The 23,458-nt window shown below is 38.3% G+C and carries 24 protein-coding genes; 9 read left to right on the top strand and 15 right to left on the bottom strand.

The annotated features are described in order from the left end of the window. Window positions 1–5 precede the first annotated feature (5 nt). The 4 genes from ZA06_RS10035 to gcvP all read right to left on the bottom strand — a co-directional run bounded on the left by ZA06_RS10035 (window position 6) and on the right by gcvP (window position 5,403). Window positions 6–848 carry a glycosyltransferase family 2 protein gene (locus tag ZA06_RS10035; RefSeq protein WP_053977341.1) on the bottom strand — a complete coding sequence of 281 codons (843 nt, stop codon included), beginning with the start codon at window positions 846–848 and terminating at the stop codon, window positions 6–8. Window positions 849–868: 20 nt separating this feature from the next. Next, window positions 869–1,390: a class I SAM-dependent methyltransferase gene (locus ZA06_RS10040; RefSeq protein WP_053977342.1), complete on the bottom strand. Its 522-nt coding sequence runs from the start codon at window positions 1,388–1,390 to the stop codon at window positions 869–871. A 2-nt stretch (window positions 1,391–1,392) separates the two neighbouring features. Next, window positions 1,393–2,451, bottom strand: a complete 1,059-nt coding sequence (locus tag ZA06_RS10045) for a 3-oxoacyl-ACP synthase III family protein (protein WP_053977343.1) — start codon at window positions 2,449–2,451, stop codon at window positions 1,393–1,395. Window positions 2,452–2,553: 102 nt separating this feature from the next. Then, complete coding sequence (gene gcvP, locus ZA06_RS10050) at window positions 2,554–5,403, bottom strand: aminomethyl-transferring glycine dehydrogenase (protein ID WP_053977344.1); 2,850 nt, start codon at window positions 5,401–5,403, stop codon at window positions 2,554–2,556. A 121-nt stretch (window positions 5,404–5,524) separates the two neighbouring features. On the opposite strand from gcvP, the gene ZA06_RS10055 reads away from it, so the two are divergent. Further along, a complete protein-coding gene (locus ZA06_RS10055; RefSeq protein ID WP_053977345.1) occupies window positions 5,525–6,355 on the top strand; it encodes a UbiA prenyltransferase family protein in 831 nt (276 codons plus the stop codon). Here ZA06_RS10055 and ZA06_RS10060 read toward each other — a convergent pair. From ZA06_RS10060 to ZA06_RS16770, 3 genes are all read right to left on the bottom strand, one after another. Continuing rightward, window positions 6,332–6,595 (bottom strand): hypothetical protein, encoded by a 264-nt coding sequence (locus tag ZA06_RS10060; protein ID WP_053977346.1) that lies wholly within the window; start codon window positions 6,593–6,595, stop codon window positions 6,332–6,334. The genes ZA06_RS10055 and ZA06_RS10060 overlap by 24 nt on opposite strands. A gap of 4 nt (window positions 6,596–6,599) precedes the next feature. Beyond that, window positions 6,600–7,148, bottom strand: coding sequence for a sigma-70 family RNA polymerase sigma factor (locus tag ZA06_RS10065; protein WP_053977347.1), 549 nt, complete (start codon window positions 7,146–7,148; stop codon window positions 6,600–6,602). A 247-nt stretch (window positions 7,149–7,395) separates the two neighbouring features. Next, window positions 7,396–7,617 (bottom strand): CDGSH iron-sulfur domain-containing protein, encoded by a 222-nt coding sequence (locus tag ZA06_RS16770; protein WP_076663355.1) that lies wholly within the window; start codon window positions 7,615–7,617, stop codon window positions 7,396–7,398. Window positions 7,618–7,911: 294 nt separating this feature from the next. On the opposite strand from ZA06_RS16770, the gene ZA06_RS10070 reads away from it, so the two are divergent. Then, window positions 7,912–9,015, top strand: coding sequence for a ScyD/ScyE family protein (locus ZA06_RS10070; protein WP_053977348.1), 1,104 nt, complete (start codon window positions 7,912–7,914; stop codon window positions 9,013–9,015). A 65-nt stretch (window positions 9,016–9,080) separates the two neighbouring features. Here the strand turns inward: ZA06_RS10070 and ZA06_RS10075 are convergent, their stop codons facing one another. The 3 genes from ZA06_RS10075 to ZA06_RS10085 form a co-directional block, all read right to left on the bottom strand. Continuing rightward, window positions 9,081–11,117 (bottom strand): M3 family metallopeptidase, encoded by a 2,037-nt coding sequence (locus tag ZA06_RS10075; RefSeq protein ID WP_053977349.1) that lies wholly within the window; start codon window positions 11,115–11,117, stop codon window positions 9,081–9,083. 198 nt (window positions 11,118–11,315) lie between these two features. Then, window positions 11,316–11,795 carry a 5-(carboxyamino)imidazole ribonucleotide mutase gene (gene purE, locus ZA06_RS10080; RefSeq protein WP_053977350.1) on the bottom strand — a complete coding sequence of 160 codons (480 nt, stop codon included), beginning with the start codon at window positions 11,793–11,795 and terminating at the stop codon, window positions 11,316–11,318. A 3-nt stretch (window positions 11,796–11,798) separates the two neighbouring features. Further along, on the bottom strand, window positions 11,799–12,953 hold the full coding sequence (locus ZA06_RS10085; RefSeq protein ID WP_053977351.1) for a 5-(carboxyamino)imidazole ribonucleotide synthase: 1,155 nt from the start codon (window positions 12,951–12,953) through the stop codon (window positions 11,799–11,801). 173 nt (window positions 12,954–13,126) lie between these two features. Between ZA06_RS10085 and ZA06_RS16775 the strand changes: the two genes are divergently transcribed. The 5 genes from ZA06_RS16775 to ZA06_RS10110 all read left to right on the top strand — a co-directional run bounded on the left by ZA06_RS16775 (window position 13,127) and on the right by ZA06_RS10110 (window position 17,453). Then, window positions 13,127–14,236 carry an adenylate kinase gene (locus ZA06_RS16775; RefSeq protein WP_082332001.1) on the top strand — a complete coding sequence of 370 codons (1,110 nt, stop codon included), beginning with the start codon at window positions 13,127–13,129 and terminating at the stop codon, window positions 14,234–14,236. A 76-nt stretch (window positions 14,237–14,312) separates the two neighbouring features. Then, window positions 14,313–15,311: a GTPase ObgE gene (gene obgE, locus ZA06_RS10095; protein WP_053977352.1), complete on the top strand. Its 999-nt coding sequence runs from the start codon at window positions 14,313–14,315 to the stop codon at window positions 15,309–15,311. 87 nt (window positions 15,312–15,398) lie between these two features. After that, window positions 15,399–16,118 (top strand): ion transporter, encoded by a 720-nt coding sequence (locus ZA06_RS10100; protein ID WP_053977353.1) that lies wholly within the window; start codon window positions 15,399–15,401, stop codon window positions 16,116–16,118. 36 nt (window positions 16,119–16,154) lie between these two features. Further along, window positions 16,155–16,688: a DUF4136 domain-containing protein gene (locus tag ZA06_RS10105; protein ID WP_053977354.1), complete on the top strand. Its 534-nt coding sequence runs from the start codon at window positions 16,155–16,157 to the stop codon at window positions 16,686–16,688. 39 nt (window positions 16,689–16,727) lie between these two features. Further along, on the top strand, window positions 16,728–17,453 hold the full coding sequence (locus ZA06_RS10110) for an SDR family oxidoreductase (RefSeq protein WP_053977355.1): 726 nt from the start codon (window positions 16,728–16,730) through the stop codon (window positions 17,451–17,453). 33 nt (window positions 17,454–17,486) lie between these two features. On the opposite strand, the gene ZA06_RS17270 is transcribed toward ZA06_RS10110, so the two are convergent. Next, window positions 17,487–17,666, bottom strand: coding sequence for a T9SS type A sorting domain-containing protein (locus ZA06_RS17270; protein WP_082332002.1), 180 nt, complete (start codon window positions 17,664–17,666; stop codon window positions 17,487–17,489). 88 nt (window positions 17,667–17,754) lie between these two features. Here ZA06_RS17270 and ZA06_RS10115 point away from each other — a divergent pair, with 88 nt between their 5' ends. Further along, the gene (locus ZA06_RS10115) at window positions 17,755–18,477 is read left to right on the top strand and encodes a tetratricopeptide repeat protein (RefSeq protein WP_240472237.1); all 723 of its coding nucleotides are present in this window, start codon (window positions 17,755–17,757) and stop codon (window positions 18,475–18,477) included. A gap of 86 nt (window positions 18,478–18,563) precedes the next feature. Next, the gene (locus ZA06_RS10120) at window positions 18,564–19,919 is read left to right on the top strand and encodes a UDP-N-acetylmuramate--L-alanine ligase (RefSeq protein WP_053977357.1); all 1,356 of its coding nucleotides are present in this window, start codon (window positions 18,564–18,566) and stop codon (window positions 19,917–19,919) included. Here the strand turns inward: ZA06_RS10120 and ZA06_RS10125 are convergent. Genes ZA06_RS10125 through ZA06_RS10140 form a run of 4 tightly spaced genes read right to left on the bottom strand, consistent with a single transcriptional unit; the run spans window position 19,912 to window position 23,391 of the window. Beyond that, complete coding sequence (locus tag ZA06_RS10125) at window positions 19,912–20,619, bottom strand: lycopene cyclase domain-containing protein (protein ID WP_053977358.1); 708 nt, start codon at window positions 20,617–20,619, stop codon at window positions 19,912–19,914. The genes ZA06_RS10120 and ZA06_RS10125 overlap by 8 nt on opposite strands. Continuing rightward, window positions 20,619–21,077 carry a sterol desaturase family protein gene (locus ZA06_RS10130; RefSeq protein ID WP_053977359.1) on the bottom strand — a complete coding sequence of 153 codons (459 nt, stop codon included), beginning with the start codon at window positions 21,075–21,077 and terminating at the stop codon, window positions 20,619–20,621. Before ZA06_RS10130 ends, ZA06_RS10125 begins: the two co-directional genes overlap by 1 nt. Window positions 21,078–21,088: 11 nt before the next feature. Then, entirely contained in the window at window positions 21,089–21,925 is an 837-nt protein-coding gene (locus ZA06_RS10135) for a phytoene/squalene synthase family protein (protein ID WP_053977360.1), read from the bottom strand. Beyond that, window positions 21,922–23,391, bottom strand: a complete 1,470-nt coding sequence (locus ZA06_RS10140) for a phytoene desaturase family protein (RefSeq protein WP_053977361.1) — start codon at window positions 23,389–23,391, stop codon at window positions 21,922–21,924. Before ZA06_RS10140 ends, ZA06_RS10135 begins: the two co-directional genes overlap by 4 nt. Window positions 23,392–23,458: the final 67 nt, after the last annotated feature.

A 23,458-nucleotide genomic window follows, 5' to 3' on the forward strand; every position in this document is an offset into this window, starting at 1 on the left:
TGGGACTATCTGCCAAGAATGCCTTTCCATCGTAAGGATCGAATGAAATCACCTTCTGGTTTTGATACCAAATATTCCAATCCATTTTGCTTGGCCTTAAAGTAGCCCATGAGGTAGTCTTTAAAAAGGCTGGGACTTTTCTTTTTCATTGCCAATTTTAAAGCTGCAATACTGGTTATGGTAATTCCATAGCGCATTTTGTACATGGCCTCTCCCTGTATGTATTTGGAGTTTTTTTGGTACTGGGCTCCCGTTGGTTTTAGGTGTTTTACCTTTAGGTTAGTATCCGTGGCCATTTGCCAACCATGATATTGTGCCAAAAGTGTGTCGACCGTATCCCAGCCAATGGATCTTTTCAGGCCGCCAATATCTTCAAAACATTGTTTTCTATAGGCTTTTATTGGGCCTCTAACATGGGTTTGTTTGGCAATGTTTTCATAAATCCAGTGGCCATTTTTTTCAATGTGGAGAATACCTCCTGCAATCCCTATAGTGTTGTTACTTTTAAAAAGTGCAGCGACTTTTTCAAGATAATTGGGAGGGAAAATTAAATCGGCATCAAACTTACAAATGATGTCACATGCAACGTCTAAAGTTTCAAATCCTTTATAGAAGGCATTCACAACTTTGGAGCCAGGTTGATGTTCTTGTGATGAGGCAATATCAATAACCGAAATCCAGGGATATTTATTGGCAAATTCCTTCGCGACTTTTAGTGTTACGTCAGTTGAATTGTCGTTAACCACGACCAGTTGTTTCGGTAATAAGGTTTGCGCCACCAAAGATTCCAAAGTCACCTTTAGGGTAATTTCTTCGTTGTGGGCAGGTATGACTATGCTAAAATCCAAAAGATAAAGGTGTTTTCAGTTTAAACACGCTCAGCATATACAATATAGTATCTCGGCGTAAACCAACGTAAGATAGGTCTAATGCCAATCTTTTTGGTTGGATTGGTCCACTTGTTTGTTGCCACAATTTTCCATCCAGCTTTTTCCAAAAGCCAATCAAATTGCCAATCTTCAAATTCGTGGTAATGACGGTCCCAAGGATCTGTTTTGCTTCGGTATGCGGAGGAAAACCATAATTTTAAAGGGATACTTGCCACGAGTTTATCAGCCTTAATGGATTTAAGAACCGTATAAGGCGATAATAAATGTTCGAATATTTCAAAAGCTGTGACTACTTCGGCACTGGAATTAATAATGTTGGAAACATCTTCATCCAAATCTTCACCTTTCGTATTCGTCACTGAAAACCCATGTTCCTTCATTACTTCTGTAAATGGGTTGGGGACGCCAAGATCTAAAATATGAGCACTTGTTGGGACGTGGCTTTTTAAAAATTCTATGGTTTTCTTGTAGCGCTTATGCGGAAATTTTCCTTCGTACATTATTAATATTTGTAAACTATGGCGTTGATGTGCATTCCGGCACCAACACTTGCAAATATAATAACATCACCTTTAGATAGAGATTGATTTTCAATTTTATTCTGAAGCACCAAATCCAAAAGGGTTGGCACCGTGGCTACGGAACTATTTCCCAGTTTCGAAATGCTCATGGGCATGATTCCTTCAGGAATATTCGCTCTATAAAGTCTATAAAAACGCTTTAAAATCGCTTCATCCATTTTTTCATTGGCCTGGTGGATGAAAATCTTTTTTACATCCTCTATGCCGTAACCACTGTTGTCCAAACAGGTTTTCATGGCCTGAGGTACATGGGATAAGGCAAATTCATAAATCTTGCGCCCGTCCATTTTAATGTATCGGGTGTCTGGGTTGAGGTCTTTGTTATAGGAGTTTCCAAAGTGAAGGTAATAGGCTTCGTCATAGGAATAGGTCGCAGTTTCATGCGAAAGAATGCCCCCTTCTTCATCGGTGGCTTCAATAATACTAGCTCCAGCACCATCAGAATAAATCATGGAATCCCTGTCGTGTTTGTCTACTACGCGACTTAAGGTTTCAGCGCCAATTACGAGGCAACGTTTGGCGATTCCAGCTTTAATGAAGGCTTGTGCCTGAATGACTCCTTGAATCCATCCTGGACATCCGAAAAGGATATCATAGGCCACACATTTAGGATTTTTAATTCGAAGATTATGTTTTACCCTAGAGGCTAAACATGGCACCATATCGCTTTGTATGGTGTTGTGTTTAACGTCTCCAAAGTTGTGGGCCACGATGATATAATCTAAGGTTTCTGGATCGATGTTGGCGTTGGAAATGGCTTTTTCGGCGGCAAAAAAGGCAATGTCGGAACAGTTCAGCATGGGATTCACGTAACGCCTTTCCCCAATTCCTGTAATGGCCTTGAATTTTTCAATGATTACTTCATTGCTGTGGCCGAAACTTGATCCGTCTGAATTTAAAAAAATGTGTTGATTGAAGTCTTCGTTTTTTTCGATGGAGCTTGGAATGTAACTTCCAATACCAGTAATCTTAATATTCATAAAGAAGAATGCCTTTAATTTTCGCTAAGGTACAATAGGAAAATTAAAGGCATTAAATATTTAGTAACAATTTACGATGTTCAAACTAGTGTTTGAACATGTTTAGGCTTCCATATATTCTTCAATTGGAGCACAAGTACAGATAAGGTTTCTATCTCCAAATGCGTCATCCACACGTCTTACCGATGGCCAAAACTTGTTTTCTTTCACATAATCCAATGGGAAAGCAGCTGCTTCACGAGTGTATGGGAACAACCATTCATCCGATGTCAACATCTCCAAAGTATGTGGAGCATTTTTAAGAACATTGTTAGCGTCGTCTTTACTAGCCTGGTCAATTTCATTTTTGATAGAAATCATGGCGTCACAGAAACGATCCATTTCGTCTTTGCTTTCACTTTCGGTAGGCTCGATCATCAAGGTACCTGCTACTGGGAAAGATACCGTAGGAGCGTGGAAACCGTAGTCCATTAAACGTTTTGCGATGTCTGTAACTTCAATGCCATTAGCTTTAAAGGCACGACAATCAACAATCATTTCGTGAGCGGCACGTCCACATTCACCTGAATACAACGTGTCAAAACTTCCTTGTAAACGAGACTTGATATAGTTAGCGTTCAAGATGGCTGTTTTGGTAGCTTCTGTAACACCTTCAGCTCCTAACATTTTGATGTATCCGTAAGAGATCAAACATACCAAGGCAGATCCGTAAGGTGCTGCAGAAATGGCTGTGATCGCTTTTTTGCCTCCAGTTTTTACCAATGGGTTTCCAGGAAGGAATGGCACCAATTGCTTGGCAACACAAATAGGTCCAACTCCTGGTCCACCACCTCCGTGAGGAATGGCAAATGTTTTATGTAAGTTCAAGTGACATACGTCGGCACCAATGTTTCCTGGATTTGTAAGTCCAACTTGAGCATTCATGTTGGCTCCGTCCATGTACACCTGACCTCCGTTGTCGTGGATAATTTGAGTGATTTCCTTAATTGCAGATTCGTAAACTCCGTGTGTTGAAGGGTAAGTTACCATGACACAAGAAAGGTTGTCTTTGTGCAATTCTGCTTTTTGGCGTAAGTCTTCAACATCAATGTTTCCTTTGTCTGTAGATTTGGTAACCACTACTTTCATACCAGCCATAACCGCACTCGCAGGGTTAGTACCGTGTGCAGAAGAAGGAATCAAACAGATGTTTCTATGGTGGTCTCCACGAGATTCGTGGTAAGCCTTAATTACCATAAGACCTGCAAATTCTCCTTGAGCTCCAGAGTTAGGTTGCAAAGAAGTGCCAGCAAATCCAGTAATTTCTGTTAATTGGTCTTCAAGAGCCTTTAACATAGTCAAGTATCCTTTGGCTTGCTTTGCAGGAGCAAATGGGTGAATGTTGGTCCATTTTGCCCAGCTTAATGGCAACATTTCTGCCGCAGCATTAAGTTTCATGGTACAAGATCCCAAAGAAATCATGGAGTGGTTCAAAGAAAGGTCTTTGCGCTCCAAAAACTTGATGTAACGCATCAATTCTGTTTCAGAATGATACTTGTTGAAAACCTCTAGAGTTAAGAATTCTGAGTTTCTCTTAAGATCTTCAGTAATATGATTAGCTTCTTCAATAGAAGTTAATTTGATTGTTTTCTTTTTGGCAGCTTTTGCAAAAATTTCAATGATTTCATTCACATCACTTAAAGATGTTGTTTCGTTAATTGAAATAGTTACTGTATGCTTGCTTGGGTAGAAGAAGTTTACCTTATGGTCTTTAGCAATTTCTTTGATTTTTTTTGCTTTGGCTTCAATTTGAAGCGTATCGAAGAAGCTAGAGTTTAATTGCTTGTAACCCAATTTCTCCAAAGCAGCAGATAAACTGGCTGCAGAGTGGTGCACTTTATTGGCGATAAATTCCAAACCTTTTGGTCCGTGGTACACAGCGTACATTCCAGCCATAACAGCCAAAAGTACTTGCGCAGTACAGATGTTTGAAGTTGCTTTATCACGCTTGATGTGCTGCTCACGAGTTTGAAGCGCCATACGGAGAGCTCTGTTACCGTTGGTGTCTTTGGTTACTCCAATGATACGTCCAGGGATGTCACGCTTGTAAGCTTCTTTGGTTGCAAAGTAAGCGGCGTGCGGCCCTCCAAAGCCCATTGGGATTCCAAAACGCTGTGTTGTTCCTACTACCACATCGGCACCAAATTTTCCTGGAGCTTCCAGTTTTACCAAACTCAAAATATCGGCAGCAACAGCTACTTTAATTTGAACCAATTGTGCTTTTTCAATGAAAGTTTTGATATCTGTAACCTGACCGTCTTTTCCTGGATATTGTAAAATCGCTCCAAAGAAATCTGAAGAGAAGTCAAATTCAGCTTCATTTCCTACTACCAATTCAATGCCAATTGGCAAGGCACGGGTTTCAAGTAGGGATAAGGTTTGCGGTAAAATTAAATCGGAAACAAAGAATTTGTTTACACCAGCTTTCTTTTGGTCTCTAGAACGTACGGCAAACAATAAGCTCATAGCTTCTGAAGCAGCAGTACTTTCATCCAACAAAGAGGCATTGGCAAGCTCCATACCTGTAAGGTCTGTAATCATGGTTTGGAAGTTCAATAGGGCTTCCAAACGACCTTGAGCAATTTCTGCTTGGTATGGCGTGTAGGCTGTATACCATCCTGGGTTTTCAAAAATGTTACGTTGAATAACGGCAGGAAGGATAGTTGGGTGGTAGCCTAAACCAATATATGTTTTGTAAACTTTATTTTTATTAGAAAGTTCATGAATATGGTTGAGGTATTCGTTCTCTGTCATTGGAGCATCGAGCTTCAAGTCTTTCTGTAATCGAATATCATCCGGAATTGTTTCGTAAATGAGTTGGTCTAAAGAGTCAACACCTATTGTTTCTAACATCTTTTTTTGGTCTTCCTCTCTTGGACCAATGTGACGCAAAGCGAAAGCATTTGTATTCATTCTAAAAAAATTGTGTTTTTGAGGCGCAAAATTACGGAATTAATCATGGTTTTATGTTAATGATAATGAAAGTTTTTTAACCAAATGAAGCTCTTATTAACACTTTAATTATTTTTGTGAGGTGAGGTTTCTAAAACGTATTTTCAATTTTTACATCAACAGCAGTATTCACGTGGCTTTGGCGGTCTATGCCATATCTTGGATTACCCTAATGGAATACAATTTGCCTTACGATGAAACCGTGCTGTATTTTATATTTTATGCCAGTATTACAGGATATAATTTTGTTAAATTTTTTGGACTGGCCAAGTTTCACCACCGAAGTCTGGCCTATTGGCTCAAATTTATTCAGGTTTTTTCCTTTGTTTGTTTCTTATTGATGTGCTTTTATGCTGCGCGATTAGAGCTTAAAACATTACTTTATATTGCCTTTTTTGGAGCAGTTACTTTCTTGTATGCCGTCCCATTTTTACCAAGAAAAATGCTGTTTGACAAAAATCAAAACCTGAGAAGTATAAGCGGTATAAAGGTATATGTTATTGCTATGGTATGGGCAGGGGTTACAGTCTTGTTACCTTTGTTAAATGCAGATTATCCTATTGGTTTGGAAGAACTATTGCCATTTTTGCAACGATTTATTTTGGTATTGGTGTTGATATTGCCTTTTGAAATTAGGGATTTAAATTATGATAGCTTGAAGCTATCTACCATTCCGCAGAAAATAGGTGTCAAACGAACTAAAATTTTTGGAGGTATCTTGTTATTGGTCATGTTGGGATTGGAGTTGATAAGACATGGCCAAGGTATAAGATTTAAGCTTAGTCTTTTGGTGGTATCCTTGGTTCTGGGAGCCTTTTTATATTTTGCTAGTAAGAATCAAAGACCTTATTACTGCAGTTTTTGGGTGGAAGGGATTCCTATCTTTTGGTTATTGTTGCTCTTGGTTACGTAGAAAGGCATCAAAATTTTGATGTAGGTCTTGGCGTTCCTTTTCTTTTAGACATTCTATATTGGATTCCTTCATCACTTTAGTGAGCTTTTTGTTCTGTTTAGAGTAGGATCTGGTCATTTTGCACCAACAAAACCTGAAGTTGAATTTTAATTTTTCCCAAAAAGAGGCTTCTCCATATTGAGAGCGGTCGCATATTTCAAGTGCTTCATCACAGGATATAAAAAGGATACTTTTTTTCATAAAATTAAAACCAATTTTGTTCGAGGCATTCGGCCATTGCAGTTCTGGCCCTATGGATGATAACCCAAAGGTTAGACGGCGTTATTTTTAATTCATTACAGATGGTTTCGGTGTCCATCCCCTCAATGGTCTTCATTCTAAACACCAAGGCTTGCTTTTCAGGAAGTTTGCTCATGCACTCATGGATGGCATCTCCCAATTCTTTGTTTTCTAGTTTGCCTTCGGCTGTTTTATCAAGATCGGCAACGCGTTCTGCCAACCAATCGCCATCATCTTTTGGCGAATTATAGGAAATCCGTATTTCGGCCTGGCCTTTTTTGGAGTTTGATTTTCGATAGTAGTCAATAATTTTTCGCTTTAAAATTGAAATGAGCCAAGTACGTTCACTGGCTTCACCCTTGAAGTTTTTCATGGATTTCAATGCCGAAAAAAATGCTTCTTGAACCAAGTCTTTGGCGGTTTCCCTATCGTTTACCCTAGCAATGGTATAATTGAACAGATAATCGGAGTAAAGCGCGACCCATTTGGTAGGATCTAATTGGTGTTTTGGCATATTGTCTTACATCTGTTTCTTCAAATTTAGGATAAAAAAATCAGTTTCTATAGTCCTTACAGGTAATATGTTAAAAGGAATATTTAACTCGAACTGTTAGTTGTGAATTCTAAATTTAGTTAGAGAAACAAGGTTTAAACCAAAAAATCAACTGCACTAGAAACAACTATTGTTGAGTACAATTGATTTTTTATGGATTAGCATTAATACTGTAATAAAACTACCCTTAAAGAATTAGTTCGGAGTTCTATGGCTTCGGAGGCAAGTCGAAAGCTTTGGCCTCATGTTCAAAATGGTTGCGATGGCTGCCATCACAAAATGGTTTGTTCTCTGATCTTCCGCAGCGGCAAAGAGAGACTAAAGTTCGGCCTCCTAAACCGTAGACATTCCCTTCTTTATCGACAATTTCAAAATCGCCATCTACTTTTACGCTACCGTTGCTAAGTATTGTGAGTTTGGTTTTAGACATATTTGATATATTATTAGTTGTTCATAGCTAAGATATGCATTTTTAAAATTTCGTCTACAGTTTTGCGTTATATGTCGCCTAAATAAATGGTTATGAGTGAATTGAATTTTTGTTTGTTTGATTTTTAGTATCTTTAATACTCTCTCCTATAGCTGGTTATTGCATTCCATACTGATTTTTTTCTTTAAAATTTACAGTTTGGGCTCCCGTTTCTACTTCATTTAATCTTCTGTTCTGGGTTTAATAATTCAGTTTTCTGAATTCAAGTGCAATCAAACTTAAAAACTTATCAAAATGAAAAAATCATCAATTAGGGGAGTGGCTGCCATGTTGGTCCTTCTTGTATTTGGCTGTAGTTCTGAGCCAGTATCTCAATCAGACGCAACGGTTATTAACCCAACGCTTAATGGCGCTGCCGCTGATGCTAGCCGTAAGGAGGCAGGGTCTTTAAATGGTCCATTATTTGACCTAGCACTAAGTCCAAACAATAAAATTTTAGTTGCCGATGTGCCAATTGGTATTTCTAATTCACTTGGTGTATTGCAATTTTCGCTTCCAGGGGTAACATCTATTGCTCCAATAGGGAATGGAGTCATGTGGGCATCAAGAGGAGGAGGTGGCCAGAACACTATGGACTCTGGTCAAGCAATTTATCGTGTTGGAAATGGAGGTGTCAATCAAATTGCGAATCTATTTCTATTTGAGGAAGAAAATAACCCAGACGGGCAAGATGTAGATTCCAATCCTTATGCGGTTGCGGCCACAAATGCCAATGAAGCCTTGGTGGCGGATGCAGGCGCTAATGATTTGCTTAGGATCGACAATCAGGGTAACATTGAAGTGGTTGCCGTATTTCCCAATGAATTGGTGTCAACTGCAAATGTTCAGGCCTTAGTAGGCTGTCCAGAACCTATTCCGGGATTCGAGTTTCTTTGCAACGTTCCAATGATGCCTGCTCAAGCAGTTCCTACATCTGTAGCTATTGGTCCTGATGGCTATTATTATGTTGGAGAGTTAAAGGGCTTTCCTGGGCCTACAGGTGCGTCTAATATCTGGCGTATTGCTCCAGATGCTTCAGGAGCCATGTGTGGCTCAAGCGAAGATTGTGTAAAGTTTTTTAGCGGAGGTTTTACATCTATTGTGGATTTAACCTTTGGTCCTGATGGTAATTTGTATGTAGCAGAACTTGATGAACAAAGTTGGTTTGCAGTGGAAGTGTTACAAACAGGAATGGGTGGTAATATTAAGATGTGTAATATGGAAACTATGGAAGTTACAACTATTGCTACAGGTATTCCTTTGCTTACGGCTATAACATTTGATAAGCAGGGCAATCTATGGGCGACACAAAATGCCTTGATACCTGGCTTGGCCGAGGTGGTACAGATTTCTTATTGAGAAGAAAGATTCTATTATATCAAAAAGAAAAGGGCGATAATCATCGCCCTTTTTTATGTTAAAAACTATTGTTTTTCTATCAAACCAGCTCTTCTTAAAAGTGCTTCTGGTTGAGGTTCTTTGCCTCTAAAACGCTTGTAAAGTGTCATTGGGTCTTCGGTTCCACCTTGCGATAATATGTTCGCCATGAACTTTTGGGCCACTTGTTTGTTGAAAATGCCCTGTTCCGTGAAATACTCAAAAGCATCTGCGTCTAAAACTTCGGCCCATTTATAACTGTAGTATCCGGAAGAATAGCCTCCTTGGAAAATATGCGAAAAAGAGGTGCTCATACAGTTTTCTGGAACATCTGGGTAGAGTCTCGTGCTTTCAAAAGCTTCGATTTCATGTCTCTTCACATCCGTAATTGGTGAAGGATCTTGACCATGCCAGCTCATATCCAAAAGTCCGAAACTCAATTGTCTTAGGGTTTGCATACCTTCATGGAACGTTGCTGATTCCTTAATTTTATTCACTAATTCCATTGGAATTAATTCGCCAGTTTCGTAGTGCTTAGCAAACAATTCCAAGGCTTCCTTTTCATAGCACCAGTTTTCCAAAACTTGGCTCGGAAGCTCTACAAAATCCCAGAATACACTAGTTCCTGATAAGCTAGGGTAAGTAGTGTCTGCCAACATGCCGTGCAGGGCATGACCAAATTCGTGGAACAACGTAGTCACTTCATTGAAGGTTAATAATGAAGGTTTGCTTTTTGTAGGTTTTGTAAAATTGCACACAATGGAAATATGAGGTCTTTCATTGGTGCCATTTTTTCTAAATTGTGGTTTGAAAGATGTCATCCACGCACCGTTTCTTTTTCCCGGTCTAGGAAAAAAGTCGGCGTAGAAAATGGCCACTAAACCACCTTGTTCATTAGTAACTTTATAGGTAAGAACATCTGCGTGGTATTTGTCAATATCATGAATTTCTTCAAAATGAAGTCCATATAGTTTTTTAGCCACCGTAAAAGACCCATCAATCACATTTTCTAATTTGAAATACGGTTTTAGTTTCTCGTCATCCAAATCAAAAAGTTTTTGCTTCAATTTTTCAGCGTAATAAGAAGAATCCCATTTTTGAAGCACTTCAATGCCGTCCAATTCTTTGGCAAACTCTTGTAGGTTGGCAAATTCACGTTCAGCTGCTGGTTTAGCCTTGTCAAGTAATTCATAAAGGAATTTGTTGACGTTGTCTGGGGTTTTGGCCATACGCTCTTCCAAAACAAAATGAGCATGGGTTTTATAACCTAAAAGGTTGGCGCGTTGGTAACGAAGTTTAGCAATTTGCAACACGTTTTCCTGATTGTCCAGCTTATCGTTTTTGAATGCTTTGGCTCCAAAGGCAATGGCTAATTTTTTGCGTAATTCCCTATTGCTGGCATACGTCATGAACGGAATGTAGCTAGGGTAGTCCAAGGTGATGATCCAACCCTCCACGTTTTTGGATTCCGCCAATTGTTTGGCTGCTTCTTTAGCACCTTCTGGCAGTCCATCCAAATCGTCTTCATTGGTAATGAGCATTTCGAAGTTGTTGGTTTCAGCCAGTACATTTTCGCCAAACTTCAACTTAAGCTGACTTAATTTTTTGTCAATTTCCCGTAGCTGTTGCTTTTTGTCTTCGGGTAAGTTGGCTCCGTTTCTTGAAAAGCTTTTATATTTTTTATCCAATAAGGTGTGCTGTTCCGTCGTCAACTCCAATTCATCTTTCATCTCATAAACAGCCTTGATACGCTTAAAAAGATCCTCGTTTAAAGTGATGTCATTACTGAATTCCGATAATAAAGGAGAAACCTCTTGCGCTATTTTTTGAATTTCGTCATTGGTTTCAGCAGAATTTAAGTTGAAAAAAATGCTTGAAATACGATCCAATTGTTCCCCGGAAAAATCCAAAGCTTCCACCGTATTTTGAAATGTTGGCACTTCCGGATTAGTGGTAATAGCATCAATTTCGGCTTTAGCCTGAGCAATTCCTTCTTTGAAAGCTGGTAGAAAATCTTCGTTTTTTAGTTTTGAGAATGGGGCAGTATTGAACGGCGTATCAAATGGTTTGTTGAGAATATTCATATGGAGGGCATTAATTTGGCCTAGGTTGTACTCCTTTTCTTTAGGACAACAATTTTAGGATTAATTAACGATATTTTTTGATTTGTTTTTGAATTATATTGCTACTTTTGTCCTCGAATCATTAAAGGCGTCAGAAATGACTCTTAAAATAATTGATTAATAGCTTTAAAACCTCGACTTCCGTCGAGGTTTTTTTATTTATAGGTTTTTTGCCGATTCAATTACGGCAGCTTTAAGTCCTTCTTTGTAAACCATAATTTTATCCAAGACACATTTATCGGAGCTTCCAATAATTTGTGCTGCCAAGATACCTGCATTTTTAGCACCGTTTAAGGCAACAGTTGCCACAGGTACACCGCCTGGCATTTGCAAAATAGACAGTACAGAATCCCAACCGTCAATAGAATTACTACTTTTTACAGGAACTCCAATAACAGGAAGAGGTGATAAGGACGCAATCATACCTGGTAGGTGAGCTGCTCCACCTGCACCAGCAATGATTACGGAAAATCCTCTGGTATGGGCATTTTTGCCATAGTCGAACAATTTTTCAGGTGTACGATGAGCGGAAACAATATCCACTTCAACTTCAATGTCGAATCCTTTTAAAATATCAATAGCGTCCTGCATTACTGGCAGGTCGCTCTTACTTCCCATGATGATTCCTACTTTACTCATATTTTATTCGCTTATTACTTTTATTGTACTTTTTACTTGTTCGGCAACCCTTCTTGCTTCATTGATGTCTTCATTTACGATGGTAACATGTCCCATTTTTCTAAATGGTCGTGTTTGCTTTTTACCATAAATATGCGGGGTTACGCCATCCAGTTTCATGATGTCTTCAATGTTTTGGTAGACCACATTTCCTGTATGGTCTTCAGCACCTACTAAATTAACCATAATTCCGCCAACTTTGTTGTCGGTGTTTCCTAATGGTAAATTTAAAATGGCTCTTAGGTGTTGCTCAAATTGCGATGTGTAGCTAGCCTCAATGGTTTGGTGACCAGAATTGTGAGGTCTTGGAGCTACTTCGTTCACCAAAATCTCGTCATCTTTTGTTTGGAACATCTCTACGGCCAATAGTCCTACATGCTGAAATGCCTCCGATACTTTTAAGGCTACTGCCTTCGCTTTTTCGGCTACTTTATCGTCTATCCTTGCAGGACAAATAACATACTCTACTTGGTTGGCTTCTGGGTGGAATTCCATTTCTACCACAGGATACACTTTCATTTCTCCATCTGGAGTTCGTGCCACAGTAACTGCCAATTCATTTTTGAAAGGCACCATTGTTTCAGCAATGCACTCCACATTTGGCAGTTCCTTTAAATCTGCGATCTCTCGAACAATTTTCACGCCATTTCCATCATATCCAAATTGGGCGCTTTTCCAAACAAATGGCAGAGTAAGACCTCCATTGTGGATGGCTTCCTCAATTTCGGAAGTGTAGGCAAATCGGTTAAAATCTGCGGTTGGGATATTGTGGTCTCTGTAGAAGAGTTTTTGGGTAGCTTTATTTTGAATGCTTCTCAAGGTTTTGGAAGCAGGGTATACTTTAATTCCTTCTTTTTCCAAGGCTTCAAGAGCATCTACATTTACGTTTTCAATTTCAAAGGTAAGAACATCTACCTGCTTACCGAAGTTATAAACGGTATCAAAGTCCATTAAATCCCCTTGTTGGAATTGGTTGCAGGCAATTTTACAAGGCGCTTCGTTACTTGGATCAAGGACGTAGGTGGCAATGTCAAACTTTCTGGTATCATAGAGCATCATTTTGCCCAATTGCCCACCACCAAGAATACCTAGTTTAAATTCAGAAGAGAATAAATTCATATGTATTTCCCAGAAAAAAGGGAGTTGTTTTAGTTATACTTCAATCTTATAATGAGGCTACAAAAGTACAAATCAAAACCCTGTGAAAAAACTAAAAAACAAAACAATCTAAAGCAGAATTCGTAAATCCTTACTCAAATGATTATCTTTGCGTTTCTAAAATTAAAAAACAAGTGATCAAACTTCACGACTTATACTTTAAACCATTTGTTTCAGAACAAGAATTGGAGGGGACCGTACAGCGTATGGTGGACCAAATTTCTGAAGATTTGAAGGATGAGGTGCCCGTGTTTGTTGGGATTTTAAATGGATCGTTCATGTTTGTGAGCGATTTTGTGAAAAAATACCCTAAACCATGTGAGGTGACCTTTATTAAACTGGCATCCTACGAAGGCTTGAAGTCTTCCGAAGATATCCAGAGATTGATTGGCCTTACCCAGGATTTATCGGGACGTACGGTTGTAATTTTGGAAGACATTATTGATTCCGGAAGGACATTGGCAGAGGTGCACAGGATCTTTAAAAATGAGAATGTGAAGAAACTGATCATCGCCACTTTGTTCTTTAAACCGGAAGCGTACAAAAGAGATTTTAAACTTCATTATGTAGGTTTGGAAATTCCTGACAAATTTATTGTAGGCTACGGATTGGATTACGATGGATTGGGAAGGGACTTGCCTACCATATACCAATTAAAAACCACACAACACATGACAAACTTGGTGCTATTTGGACCTCCAGGGGCCGGAAAAGGAACACAAGCAGAATTTTTAAAACAGAAATACAATTTGGTACACATCTCTACAGGTGATGTGTTTCGATACAACATTAAAAATGAAACAGCCTTGGGGATGTTGGCTAAGTCCTACATCGATAAAGGTGAATTGGTTCCAGACCAGGTTACAATTGATATGTTGAATGCAGAAGTTGAAAAGAATGCCGATGCCAATGGGTTCCTTTTTGACGGATTTCCACGTACCAATGCCCAAGCCGAAGCTTTGGATAAGTTGATGGATAGCAAGGATTCTCAAATCAATGCTATGATTGCATTGGAAGTTGACGATGAGGTGTTGGTGGAGCGTTTGTTGGAACGCGGAAAGACCAGTGGAAGAGCCGATGATGCCGATGAAAGTATCATTAGAAACCGAATTGTGGAATACTACAATAAAACAGCAATTTTAAAAGATTACTATTCAGCTCAAAACAAATATTTTGGAGTGGATGGTGTTGGAAGTATCGAAGAGATTACCGAGAGGTTAAGTGCGGTAATTGACAAGCTGTAGTTTTCAGAAAGACATTTTAGCAGTTACCAAAGACTATCTTTAAATAAATCAGACCTTTTATATACAGGGGAATAATATGACGGAAGGAAATTTTGTAGATTATGTAAAAATCCATGTGTCTTCTGGTAAGGGAGGCCAAGGGTCTGCTCATTTACATCGTGAAAAGTACATTGCCAAAGGTGGTCCCGATGGGGGCGACGGTGGTCGTGGAGGGCATGTTATTATTAGAGGAAACAGTAACCTTTGGACATTACTTCACCTAAAGTTTAAACGACACGTGCGTGCTGGACATGGTGAAAACGGAAGCAAGGCCAGAAGTACAGGTGCCGATGGAGAGGATATGTACATCGATGTGCCTTTGGGAACTGTGATACGGGATACCGAAACCAATAAGATTCTATTTGAGATCACCGAGGATCAAGAAGAAAGAATCTTGGCCGAAGGAGGTATGGGAGGTCGCGGAAACTGGCATTTTAAGTCGGCTACAAACCAAACGCCTCGCTATGCGCAACCAGGAATGCCGCTTGAGGAGAAAGATGTCACTCTCGAGTTAAAGGTGTTGGCAGATGTTGGATTGGTAGGATTTCCAAATGCAGGGAAATCTACTTTGCTATCTGTGATTACTTCAGCAAAGCCTAAAATAGCGGATTACGAGTTTACGACACTAAAGCCTAATTTGGGAATTGTAGAACATCGTGATTTCCAGACCTTTGTAATGGCCGATATTCCTGGGATTATTGAAGGTGCTGCCGAGGGCAAGGGATTGGGACATTATTTCTTACGTCACATCGAGAGAAATTCTATTTTACTGTTTTTGGTGCCTGCCGATGCCAATGACATTTTAGAGCAATACAATATTTTGTTGGATGAGTTAAGACGTTATAATCCAGAAATGTTGGATAAGGAACGTATGGTAGCCATCTCAAAATGTGATATGTTGGATGATGAACTCAAAGCAGAACTAAAGGAAGAATTGGATAAGAGTTTGCCAATTCCGTATATGTTTATTTCCTCTGTAGCTCAACAAGGGATTACCCAACTTAAAGACAAACTATGGAAAATGCTTAATCCATAGAGACGATTACATCTAAAAATATAAAAGGCTTGGAAAGTTTCATTTTTCAAGCCTTTTTTGTTTTTTTACGCTTCCAACCATTAAATAATGAAAGCTTATCTAAAAAGTATTATAGAATTTAACGACAATAATAAAAGTAGGTTTTTTGCCTTTTTTATTCAAGCGCTAATTTTTGTTTCAATAGTGACTTTTTCTATTGAGACTATCCCTAATTTAAAACCTCAAATAAAAGTAGTTTTGAATTTCATCGAACTGTTTAGCGTTATTGTTTTTAGTATTGAATATTTGCTAAGAATATATGTGGCGGATAAAAAGTTTAAATTCATTTTTAGCTTTTTCGGAATAATTGATTTGTTAGCTATTTTACCTTTTTATTTATCATTTGGAATAGATTTAAGGTCGTTAAGAGCGCTAAGATTTTTGAGGTTGATTCGCATTCTGAAATTGGTGAGATACAACAAGGCACTGCGTCATTTTTCTCAAGCGATTAAAATGGCTAAAGAAGAGATTTTTCTTTTTTTGATAGTCACATTTATTCTTATCTATTTTGCGGCTGTAGGGATTTATTATTTTGAAAATTCAGCTCAGCCAGAGGTGTTTTCTTCGGTTTTTGATAGTCTTTGGTGGGCTATAGTTACACTTACTACAGTTGGATATGGCGATGTATATCCAGTTACAGTGGGAGGTAAAGCCTTTACTTTTTTTATTTTATTGATTGGTTTGGGAATTATTGCAATTCCAACAGGAATAATATCTTCAGCTTTAACAAAGTCTATTGACAGTAAAAATGCAGATTTGGAAGAATAACTTTCTCCTCTTTCTTTTTGTATCTTTATAAGAAAAATGAAGAACCGTTTTTCCGTCTTTATCTGCCTTCTTTTTTTGTCCTTGGTTGCTTGCGCTCCAGTTAGGGTTAATTATGATTATGAAAGGAACACAGATTTTTCTAAATATAAAACCTATAACTACTTTCAGGACTTGAATACAGGTTTCAGTGAATTCGATACCAATCGGTTTTTGGATGCCTTGGATACTGCTATCGCAGCAAAGGGCATGATGCTGTCTGATTCTCCAGATTTTTTAATAAATGTTCAGAGTAATGCCTATAACGTGGGAAGTCAAAGTTCCGTAGGCGTTGGTTTTGGTGGTAGCGGCCGAAATATGGGAGGAGGCATTTCTGTGGGAATTCCTGTTGGGCAATCTACCTTAAACAGGCAGATTCAAGTAGATTTTGTGGATCCCCAAGGAGGAGGCTTGTTTTGGCAGGCGATAAGTGAAGATTCCTTTTATCAAGATGATGCTCCTGAAGCTAAAGAAGCAAAATTTAAAACAATCGCAACTGAGATTTTAAAGGGATATCCTCCAACAAAAAAATAAATTAAATAATTGCATAAATAGAAGTCGTAAAATAAAATCATGGAAACATTAGAACATAAGGTTGCTCTAATTACAGGAGGAACAAAAGGAATTGGTTTTGGCATTGCCCAATCATTAATGGCACAAGGAGTGAATGTGGCAATCACGAGCAGAAGCAGTGCTACAGCACATGAAGCAGCAGGAATGTTGAATGCCCATAAAACGACTAAAGCCAAAGCTATTGGAGTAAAGGGAGATGTAAAGGATTTTGAAAGTTTAAAGGAAGCGGTGGCAGATGTCTTGAGTGAGTTTGGACAATTGGATATATTGGTTGCAAACGCTGGAGTTGGGCATTTTGATTCCGTTGAGGATTTAAGTATAGAGGACTGGAAAGATACTGTTGACACCAATCTTTCGGGAGTATTTTATACTCTTAAAGCTGGAGTTGAAGCTTTGAGGAAATCAAAGGGATATTTTATAACCATTTCCAGTTTAGCGGGAACCAATTTTTTTGCGAATGGTTCGGCTTATAATGCCAGCAAATTTGGGGTGACAGGATTTACCCAGGCTGCAATGCTCGACTTGAGAAAGTACGGAATTAAGGTGAGTACTATTATGCCTGGTTCTGTGGCTACTTATTTTAATAATCATGTGCCAAACGATGGCGATGCTTGGAAAATACAGAGTGAGGATATTGGCGAGTTGGTTGTAGATTTAGTTAAAATGAATCCTAGGACATTGCCGAGTAAAATAGAAGTGAGACCATCGATGCCTCCAAGTAAATAGTAAATGAGCCCGCTTTAGCGGGCTTTCTTTTTGTTAATTTTTAATGACTTTTTTTGTTGCAATAAGAATATTATTGGCGTAAAAATTGGCCAAGTAGATACCACTTTCAAGTTGACTGATGTCTAGTTGAGTTGTACCATTATTCAATTGTGAGGAGAAGATTCGTTTTCCGTTTAAATCACTAATTTCCACTGAAAGGTTTTGATTGGGTATTCTCGAATTTCAAAATATACGCATCTTTGTAAAAACAAGAAAGTGTCCTTATCTTTAATACTACAAGAACAGTAACTCTATGCGTTGGTTGATTTTATTAATCTTTTTGCCTTTGGTTGGGTTTGGTCAATTGGATCAGAAATTGGTTCGGACTTTAATCGAGAAAAAGGAATTCTCCCGTGCAGAAAAATTGCTGTTACCTCATACTGATGGTTTTGAAGATTTGGAAGCCATAGAGTTGTTGGGAGACGTTTATGGTCACCAAAAAGAATGGGATAAAGCGATTACAGAGTATGAAAAGTTGGTAGAGATACGTCCTAATATTGCTAATTATCAATACAAATATGGAGGCGCCTTAGGCATGAAAGCAATAAGCATTAATAAAATTAGGGCATTGGCCATTATTGGAGATGTGGAGGAGGCGTTCTTAAAAGCGGCTAGTTTGGACCCAACTCATATTGATACTAGGTGGGCCTTGGTGGAGTTGTATGTGAAGCTCCCCATAATTTTAGGTGGTGGCTTAGATAATGCTATGCAATATGCTATTCAGCTGGAGGAACTGTCTTTGGTAGATGGCTATTTGGCTAAGGGCTTTGTGTATTTCAATGGTGAGGATTTTGGCTTGGCCGAAACCTATTATAAAAGGGCCGTTGTGGTTGGGGGCTCTTTAACTTGTTATAAGAAGCTTATAGAATTTTATATGTCGCAAGGTGAATTGGAAAAGGCTCTGAAGAATCTACAAGAAGCTTATTTTAAATATCCAAGTGAAGCTCTTTTGAGTCAAATTGCGGAGATTGAACAAAAAATGTAATCTAAAAGTTGCATGCAAAACTTATGTAAGGAAGCTTCGGCCTTACAGTAGCAATCCTTATATTTGAACACTTACAAACCTATGTTATGAACGTACATTTTATAGCTATTGGCGGAGCAGCAATGCATAATTTAGCCATCGCATTACACAATAAAGGATATCAGGTAACTGGAAGCGATGATGAAATTTTTGATCCTTCCAAATCAAGATTGGAAAGTAAAGGCTTGTTGCCAGAAGCCTATGGATGGTTTCCAGAAAAAATTACTGCCGATTTAGATGCCGTAGTTCTAGGAATGCATGCCAAAGCTGATAATCCTGAACTTTTAAAAGCTCAGGAATTAGGATTGAAAATCTATAGCTATCCTGAATTTTTGTACGAACAATCCAAGCATAAAACACGTGTTGTTATTGGTGGAAGTCATGGTAAGACCACGATTACATCCATGATTTTACATGTCATGAATTATCATGATATTGATGTGGATTTTATGGTGGGTGCCCAATTGGAAGGTTTTGATGTTATGGTAAAACTTACCGAAGACAATGATTTTATTGTTTTGGAAGGTGACGAATATTTAAGCTCTCCGATAGATCGAAGACCGAAGTTTCATTTGTACCAACCCAACATTGCTTTGTTGAGTGGGATAGCTTGGGATCATATCAATGTATTTCCAACTTTTGATAATTATGTTGAGCAGTTCAAAATTTTTGTGGACAGTATTGTTAAGGGAGGAAGTATTTCATACAATGCCGAAGATGAAGCGCTGAAACGCGTTGTAGAAGCTAGTGAAAATACGATTAGAAAGTTGCCATACTATACACCGGAATATACTGTTGAAGATGGGGAAACTCTATTGGAAACACCAGAGGGACCACTTCCTATTGAAGTATTTGGAAAGCATAATTTGAACAATCTCGCTGGAGCCAAGTGGATTTGTCAGCATATGGGGGTAGATGAGGATGATTTCTACGAAGCCATTGCAACTTTTAAAGGAGCTAGTAAGCGATTGGAAAAGATAGCGGAAGGTAAGAGTTCTGTTGCTTACAAAGACTTTGCACATTCTCCAAGTAAGGTGTCGGCCACAACAACGGCTATGAAAGAGCAATATCCAGACAAAACTGTAGTGGCTTGTTTGGAATTGCATACTTATAGTAGTTTGAATGCCGAATTTTTAAAAGAATACAAAAGCGCACTGGATACTGCCGATGTGGCTGTGGTGTTCTATTCGCCTCATGCGGTAAAGATTAAGCAATTGGAAGAGGTGACGCATGAACAAATAGCGGATGCATTCGAAAGAGACGACCTGATTATCTATACCGATCCAGAAGCGTTTAAAGACTATTTGTTTTCACAGGATTTTACCAATAAAGCTTTATTGTTAATGAGTTCTGGAAATTATGGTGGACTTGATTTCAACGCGGTAAAATCAATTATCAAGTAATTGAATGTTGGGTATTTTGAATGTTCTTGGTTTTGAAATACCTATAGCATTCAATATTTAAAAATATAAGCAACATACCATAAACACTATCCTCAATAGGGATGGTGGCAATTCTAATGCCTAGGTTTTCACTATTGTTATACCAAACAATGGGAGCGTCCAACAAAGAACCTGTTAAAATGCCATTACTGGCTATAAAAAACGGTAATATACAGAGGTAGGTGAGGTAATGAAAAGCTAGGTTGATTTTCCTGAATTTTAGGTAGGTTAAATACAAGGCACAAAGGCCAAAGGCACTTAGCGTATAGAGTTTGTCAAAATTAAAAACTGCTATAATCGTAAAAAACAGAATTAGAATTGTTGTGATTTTTGCCTGAATTGTGTTCAATGGATTCCTTGCAACCAGTGAGTTTAGGGCGAAATAAGTAAATACGCAGGCAAAGGGAATACAGATGAAAAATAGGATTTCTTCAATAGGTAAATCGGCAATATTTATTATTAGTAAATAGTCGCTGTTAAATCCCCAAACGCCAATATTGGTGAAATACCAATCCCAGATTAAAAATAATAAGGTCACAATTACATTGCCTTTAAAAAAGGCTTTCCAATCTTTATAAAAAGGATATTTCCTGTAGAAGCTGGCAATAAGAGGAATAAGGATACAGGTAAAATTTACAAGTAGATAGGTGTAGGGCTTCATTATGCTTTGAACTGTTTATGAAACTTTTTAGGAACCCATAGCATTCCGAAGCACTCACCGTCTTCCTTGTCCAAATGTTTGTGATGTACTTTATGGGCTTTTCGTAGCCCAATGAGGTATTTATTCTTAATATTCTTGAACCATTTAAAGCGTTGGTGGATTAAAACATCATGGATTAAGAAGTAAGCAATGCCATAGAAAAAAATGCCCAATCCAATAAAGAACATAAAGTTTAATTTTGGAACGGCACCAAAATAGAAAAGCGCTATACTGGGGATGGCAAAAATGATGAAAAATGCATCGTTTTTTTCAAATACATGAGGGTATTTAGGTTGGTGGTGATCTTCATGGAGATACCATAAAAATCCATGCATGATATATTTATGGGTAAACCACGTAACCAATTCCATAAAGGAGAATGTGAGAACGGTAATTGCTATGTACAATAGAATTTCCATACCAATATGTTTTATATAAAGTTTAATTTAAAGCGTATGTAAGCCTTTGTTAAGATAAGAATTTTTAAAGGGTTGGAGATTCTAATGCGTTCATTTAATATATGTTTAGAATCCAATCTCTTTAATTTCTTCAATAAATTTAAATAATATTTATAGGCCAAATACACGCCCAATCTACTTTCAAGGGGCAACACCACAATACCTTTGAAGGCTTCACGAAAATCATTTTCAATATCTTCAATAATGTCTTTTTTGTTGAGTTCAGATAAGGAATTGTTGTTTACATTAGGAAAGTAGGAGCGACCTAGTATTTCCATATCGTCTTTAAAATCCCTTAAGAAATTGACCTTTTGAAACGCCGAACCCAAGTATTGTGCTGGTGTTTTTAAAAGCTGAAACATGTCTTCGTCATTATTGGTGAAAACCCTTAGACACATAAGTCCAACTACATCGGCGGATCCATAAATATAATTTTCGTAGGCTTCTTTGGTGGTATAGTCTTTTATTTTTAAATCCATTTCCATTCGCTTCAAGAAATCATCGGCATAAGTATGCAGGTCATATTTCCACGCTACTTCTTGAAAGGCGTTTAATATTGGGTTCAAACTAATTTTTCGCTCTATGGCTTTTTTGTATTCCTCTTTAAACTCTTCAAATAACACCTCTTGATCGTACTCGTGAAAGGAATCCACAATTTCATCGGCATAGCGTACAAATCCATAGATGGCATAAATGGCAGGTCTAATGGAAGGCGCAAAAAGTTTAATGCCCATGGAAAAGGAAGTGCTGTACTCTTGGGTTACAATTTTGCTGCATTTGAGGCTAGAAGTATCAAAAAGTGCTTTCATAGTTTGGTGTGTTTTTGAATCAGTTCACTAACAATTTTTCCTGAAATAAGAGAAGGTGGTACTCCGGGGCCCGGTACGGTAAGCTGTCCGCAGAAATAGAGGTTGTTAACTTTTTTGCTTTTTAATTTAGGGCGTAATACATGGGTTTGCATGAGGGTGTTTGCCAAGCCATAAGCATTCCCTTTATAGGCATTATAGTCCTCTTTGAAATTGTTGATACAGTAGGATTCCTTAAAAAGAATATGGTCAAAAAGTGGTTGGTCCGTTAGGTGTTCCAAACGCTCTATAATTTGCTTGAAGTAATGATTTCTAATAAGTTCATTGTCTTCTAAATCTGGTGCTAATGGAATTAAGAAAATGCCAGCCTCTTTACCTTCGGGAGCAGTTGTGGCATCTGTAATACTAGGGAAACTTGCATAAAAGAGAGGATTGTCAGGCCATTCTTTGGTGTTGTATATGGTTTTTGCATGATTCTCAAAATCACTGTCAAAACAAAGAGTATGATGAGAGACGTTGCTAAGTTTTTTGTCGAAACCTACGTAAAACAATAGCGCTGAAGGGGCGAAGGTTTTCTTGTTCCAGTAGGCTTCCGAATATTGTCTGTACTGTTGTGGTAGCAAGGTTTCGGTATGATGGTAATCGGCGCCGCTTAAGAGGATGTCGCAAACATATTCTTTGGAATTTGTTTTGACAGAGGTCACGGAATTCTTTTCAATATTTATTGATTCCACCGGGCTATTGGTGAGTATGTTCACTCCTAGGCTTTCGGCTAAATCTTTCATAGCTTTAACCACCATATACATGCCGCCTTCAGGATGCCAAGTTCCCAATTTAAAGTCGGCATAGTTCATGAAATTGTAAAAGGATGGAGTGTTGCTGGGTTTGGCACCTAGGAACAGCACGGGGAATTCTAATATTTGCTGCAGCTTTTCATCTTTTACATAGTGGGAAATATCCTTTTTGATACTGGTAGCAAATCGATTTAATTTAGTGACAGTTTTTAGAGTCACAATTTCAGCAACGGATTCTCCTGGTTGATATACCAAATCCTTAATGGCAAGGTTGTAGTTGTCTTCAGACTTATCTATAAACTTTTGTAAGGAGTTGCCACTTTGGGGTTCTATGTTTTCGAAAGTTGCTTTAATACCTTCAAAATCGGCCGAAATTGAAACGCTATCTTTTGGTCCAAAATATATTTGATAGGCTGGATCCAATTTTTTTAGGTTGTAGAAATTGGAAGGATGCGTATTGAAATCTTCAAAAAAACGTTCAAAAACATCTGGCATCCAATAGAAGGTTGGACCAATATCAAACGTAAAGCCATCACGCTTTAGCTGTCGGGCTCGTCCCCCAACCGTGTCGTTTTTCTCCAGAATAGAAACGTCAAAACCAGCCTGAGCCAAGTAACAGCTGGCAGAAAGGGATGAAAATCCTGAGCCTATAATAATTATTTTCTTCTTGGCCATCTTATTAAAGTTAGTGTTTTTTTCTTACATACAAAACCGGTAACCATTTGTAGATTACCGGTTTCCA

The sequence above is a fragment of the Mangrovimonas xylaniphaga genome, from assembly GCF_001280435.1.
GTDB classification, from domain to species: Bacteria; Bacteroidota; Bacteroidia; order Flavobacteriales; family Flavobacteriaceae; genus Mangrovimonas_A; species Mangrovimonas_A xylaniphaga.